Source organism: Streptomyces sp. NPDC002536, assembly GCF_053594995.1.
In genome coordinates, this window is record NZ_JBSFWU010000205.1 from 1 (window position 1) to 4,549 (window position 4,549).

General features: G+C 71.5%; 4 protein-coding genes. 2 read left to right on the forward strand and 2 right to left on the reverse strand.

Translation table 11 applies throughout. The features are described 5' to 3' along the window. Window positions 1–83 precede the first annotated feature (83 nt). Together ACWD4B_RS35130 and ACWD4B_RS35135 are read right to left on the reverse strand one after the other, a co-directional pair. The gene (locus ACWD4B_RS35130) at window positions 84–839 is read right to left on the reverse strand and encodes an SDR family oxidoreductase (protein WP_414168497.1); all 756 of its coding nucleotides are present in this window, start codon (window positions 837–839) and stop codon (window positions 84–86) included. Window positions 840–878: 39 nt separating this feature from the next. Continuing rightward, window positions 879–1,517, reverse strand: a complete 639-nt coding sequence (locus ACWD4B_RS35135) for a LuxR C-terminal-related transcriptional regulator (protein ID WP_451424577.1) — start codon at window positions 1,515–1,517, stop codon at window positions 879–881. A gap of 238 nt (window positions 1,518–1,755) precedes the next feature. On the opposite strand from ACWD4B_RS35135, the gene ACWD4B_RS35140 reads away from it, so the two are divergent. Together ACWD4B_RS35140 and ACWD4B_RS35145 are read left to right on the forward strand one after the other, a co-directional pair. After that, entirely contained in the window at window positions 1,756–2,928 is a 1,173-nt protein-coding gene (locus ACWD4B_RS35140; RefSeq protein ID WP_451424578.1) for an acyltransferase family protein, read from the forward strand. Between the two features lie 102 nt (window positions 2,929–3,030). Continuing rightward, window positions 3,031–4,434 (forward strand): MFS transporter, encoded by a 1,404-nt coding sequence (locus ACWD4B_RS35145; RefSeq protein ID WP_451424579.1) that lies wholly within the window; start codon window positions 3,031–3,033, stop codon window positions 4,432–4,434. The last annotated feature ends 115 nt before the right edge of the window (window positions 4,435–4,549 follow it).

Consider the following 4,549-nt stretch of genomic DNA (forward strand, 5'->3'; position numbering starts at 1 on the left):
AATCAGCCCGTCCGGCGTTTGAGGACCGGGGGTTCGGGGGCGGAGCCCCCGAGAAACGGCGAAAGGGTGGGACCGGGGCCTCCTCAAATGCCCCCGCCCGCGGACACCAACCCGCCGTCCACCACAAGCGTTTGCCCGGTCACCCAACCGGCGTCGTCCGACGCCAAATACGCCACCGCCGCCGCAATGTCCTCCGGCACCCCGAGCCGCCCCAGCGCATACCCCGCAGCAACCTCCGCCTCCCGCTCCTCATACAGCTTCTCGGCGAACCGTGTCCGTACCACCGCCGGCGCCACCGCGTTCACCCGGATCCGCGGGCCGAGTTCGCGGCCCAGCTGCTCGGTCAGGTGGATCAGGGCCGCCTTGCTGGCCCCGTACGCGCCGATGCCCTCCGCCGGGCGGAGCCCCGCGACGGCCGTCATGTTGACCACGCTGCCGCCGTGCCCGCCCATCCACACCCGCCGTGCCTGCCGCAGCCAGCCGAGCGCCGCGAGCACGTTGACCTCGAAGACCTTGCGGATCGCGGACTCCTCGACGTCCAGGACCGGGCCGAACACCGGGTTGATCCCGGTGTTGTTGACGAGGACGTCGAGCCGCCCGAACGTCTCCACCGCCCGCTCCACCGCCTCCGCCTGGTGCGCGGCATCGTCGGCCTTTCCGGCCACGGCCAGCGCATGCTCGGGCCCGCCGAGCGCCTTCACGGCCTCGGCCAGCGGTTCCGCCGAGCGCGCGGTGATGCACACCCGCGCCCCTTCGGCGACGAGCCGCTCGGCGACGGCGAATCCGATGCCGCGGCTGGCACCGGTGACGAGGGCGACGCGGCCCTGGAATCGATTCACGGGACGGAACTCCTCAGAACAGAAACGTAAGGAAGGTGGTCAGGACGCCGCGCGTGTCTGCGCCAGCAGTTCCCGCCGGTTGGCCACGCCGAGCTTGTGCAGCACATTGCTCACGTGGTTCTTGACGGTCTGCCGTGCGAGATGCAGCTCTGCGGCGATTTCGTCGTTGGAATAGCGGCCGAGCAGCAGCCCGAGGACCTGTTGTTCGCGGGCGGTCATGCCCGAAATAGCCGACGGCGCACGGGTGTTGCCCGCGCCGTGTTCCCGCAGGTGCCAGAAGGGGCGCCCGGCCGCCAGCGACTCCACGGCCTGCACCAGCCGTTCGGGCATGGCCGACCGGTGCACGAACCCGTCGGCACCGGCGGCCAGGCAGGCCGCGACCACGGCCGGATCGTCGGCACCGGCGAACACCAGCACGGTCGGCGGCCGTGCAAGCCGCTTGGCCTGCCGGGTCAACTGCACGCCGTCGCCCGGGCCGACGAGGTCGGCATCGGTGACGAGCATGTCCGCGCCCAGGCGCCGGACCGTCTCCAGTGCGCCCTCCCGCGAATCCGCTTCGCCCGTCGCATCGGCCACCCCGGAATGCCGCAGCAGCGAGGCCACCGCGGCCCGGGGAACCGGAAAGGGGTCGGCCACGACGATCACGCGGTGCTGCGACAGTGAGCAGTTCGTATTCATGGCTACCTCCAGAGCGCCGAACGTAGCCTGCGGAATGGCGAGTTCAGGCCCTTGTGCGTCGAGAGCGGCAGGCCCGGTATCACCAAAGGGCGCAGGAGGTCTCCTTGCGGGCCGAAACCTTGAGGTGCCGTTCCCCGGCGCCTAGCGTCATTTCTGCGTGCGGATCCCGAATCACCACCGAATGCGCGATGTTCCCCCCACCTCGATTCCCCCACCCCGAGACGAACGGACTGAATTCGTGCTACCTGTCGACGAGTTGGAGGCACGGAAGAACCGGCTTCCCTCCCTCACCGGAATGCGCTTCCTCGCCGCATTCTTCGTGTTCCTCTGTCACGCGTCGTTCCAGGGCTTCCTGGCCGACACCCGGCTCCAGGGCACCCTGCAGGACTGGCTCCTCAAGGCCGGCTGGGCAGGCGTTCAGTTCTTCTTCATCCTGAGCGGATTCGTGCTGACCTGGGCGGCCCGCCCCGGTGACACCGCGCGGGCGTTCTGGCGGCGGCGCGCCGCCAAGCTGTACCCGGCCAACCTCGTCACGTGCGCCCTGGCGATCGTGCTGCTGCTGGCCACGGGCGGGGCCCTCACCGCCGAGCGAGCCCTTCCGAACCTGCTGCTCGTGCAGAGCTGGGTGCCCGACTACCCCGCGTTCGACGGGCTGAACCCGCCGAGCTGGTCGCTGTGCTGCGAGGTCCTCTTCTACGCCCTCTTCCCCGTGCTGCTGCGGCTGGTGAACCGGATCCCGGCCCGGCGGCTGTGGTGGACCGCGGCCGGCGTGTTCGGGTTCATGCTGCTCATGCCGTCGGTCGCGACCGCGCTTCCGACGCATCCGATGCTCGCGGACATCACGCCGTTCCCCCGGTTCTGGTTCGTGTACGCCTTCCCGCTGACCCGGGTGGCCGACTTCGCCCTCGGCATCCTGCTGGCCAGGATCGTCCTCAGCGGCCGGTGGATCCGCGTCGGCCTGCTGCCCGCGACCGTCGTCGCCGCGATCAGCTTCGTGATCACGGTTGCGGCTCCGGTCCTCTACTCGATGACCGCCACCATGGCCGTCGGCCTGTTCCTGGTGATCGGCGCCGGTGCGGCCGGCGACCTGGGGCACCGGCCCTCCCTGCTCAACGGGCGCCGCATGCGCTGGCTGGGCGAGGTGTCCTTCGCGTTCTACATGGTGCACGTCCTGGTCCTGACCTACGGGCACCGTGCCCTGGGCAACGGGACCTGGTCCCTGCCGGTCGCCCTCGCCGCCTGCGCCGCGCTGTTCCTGGTGACGCTCGGGGCGGCCGCCCTCCTGCTGAGGTTCGTGGAGCGGCCGGCCATGAAGTACCTGAGCCGAAAGCGGGCCCCCGCGGAGCGGGAGCCGATCCCGGCCTCCGAACCGCCGGTCCGGCCGCGGGTGCGCGAGCTCGTCCGCTCCTGAACTCCCCACACTTCCACAGTATTTCGACAGACCGAGACCGGTTCCGCCCCTCCGTCCCCCTGTGCGGAGGGGCGGAACCGGCATTCCTTGATGGGAAAAGCCATGACCACTCTCGCCGACGCCCCACCCGCAGCGGCGGTGCCGCGGATGACCCCGCGCCAGCGCCTGGTGCTCACTCTCCTGCTCGGCTCGCAGTTCATGCTCGCCGTCGACTTCTCCATCCTCAACATCGCGCTGCCGGACATCGGCCGGAGCCTGGGGTTCTCCCTCGGGAACCTGCAGTGGATCTCCACGGCGATGATGCTTCCGTCGGCCGGCTTCACCCTGCTGTTCGGCCGGCTGGCCGACATCGCGGGGCGGCGGCGCATGCTGCTGGCCGGCATGGCGCTGCTCGTCGTGGGCTCGTTCGTCGGCGGGATCGCCGACAGCCCGGCCCTGTTGCTGGCGGCGCGGGTCGCCCAGGGCCTCGCCTCGGCCCTCGCCACCCCGGCCGCGCTGTCGCTGCTGACCACGTCGCTGCCGGAGGGCCCGCTGCGCGAGAAGGCGCTGGGCCTGAACGGCACGCTGATCTCCGCGGGGTTCACCGTCGGAGCGGTGCTCGGCGGTCTCCTGACCGACCTGCTGAGCTGGCGCTGGGGGTTCTTCGTCAACATCCCCGTGGGCATCGCCGTCCTCCTCGCGGCCCCGGCGGTCGTCCCCGAGAGCCGCGGCGCGCGCACGAAGCTGGACATCCCCGGTGCGGTCACGGTCACCGGCGGGCTCCTCGCGCTGGTCTACGGTGTGACCGCGGCCGGGCAGCACGGCTGGACGGACCCGGTCGCGCTCTCCTGCCTGGCGGCGGCCGCCCTCCTGCTCGTCGCCTTCTGGCGCGTCGAGCTGCGGGCGAAGGCACCGCTCGCCCCGGTGCGGGTGCTGACGCGGCGCACGGTCAGCTGGGGCAACTTCGGCGGACTGATCACGTTCACGATGGAGAGCTCGGTCGTCTTCCTGCTGACGCTCTACCTGCAGCAGGTCTTCGGCTGCAGCCCGTTCCAGACCGGCCTGGCGTTCTGCGGCATCGGCGTCGCCTCCTTCCTCGGCGGGCTGGCCGCGCCGCGGCTGATCGGCCGGTACGGCAACCGCACCGTCCTCTCCGCGGGCCTGCTGCTGCAGGCCGTGGCCACCGGGGCGCTGTTCCTCGTCGGCCCCGGGGGCGGCGGTGCCCTGGCCGTGATGCTGGCGGCCTCCTCCGCGGGCGCCTTCGGCCACCTCTGCGCCATCGTCGGCTACATGGTCACCGCCACCTCGGGCCTGCCGGACGGTGAGCAGGGCCTGGCCACCGGCCTCGCCTCGATGACCCAGCAGGCGGGCATCACTCTCGGCATCCCGGTGCTCAGCGCCGTCGCCACCGCCCGCACCGCGGCCACCGGTTCCGTCCTGTCCGGCATCCACACCGCGCTGCTCGCCGACGCCGCGATCGTCCTGGCCGGCGCCGTTCTGGTACGTGCGGGTCTGCGGCGCCGCTGACCGCGGGTATGCACGGAGCCCCGTACCGCCGAGCGCGCGGTACGGGGCGCCCCGTAAGGGGCGCGGGGAACTGCGCGACCAGCCATACACAACCCGCACCCGAAAAGGAGCAAAC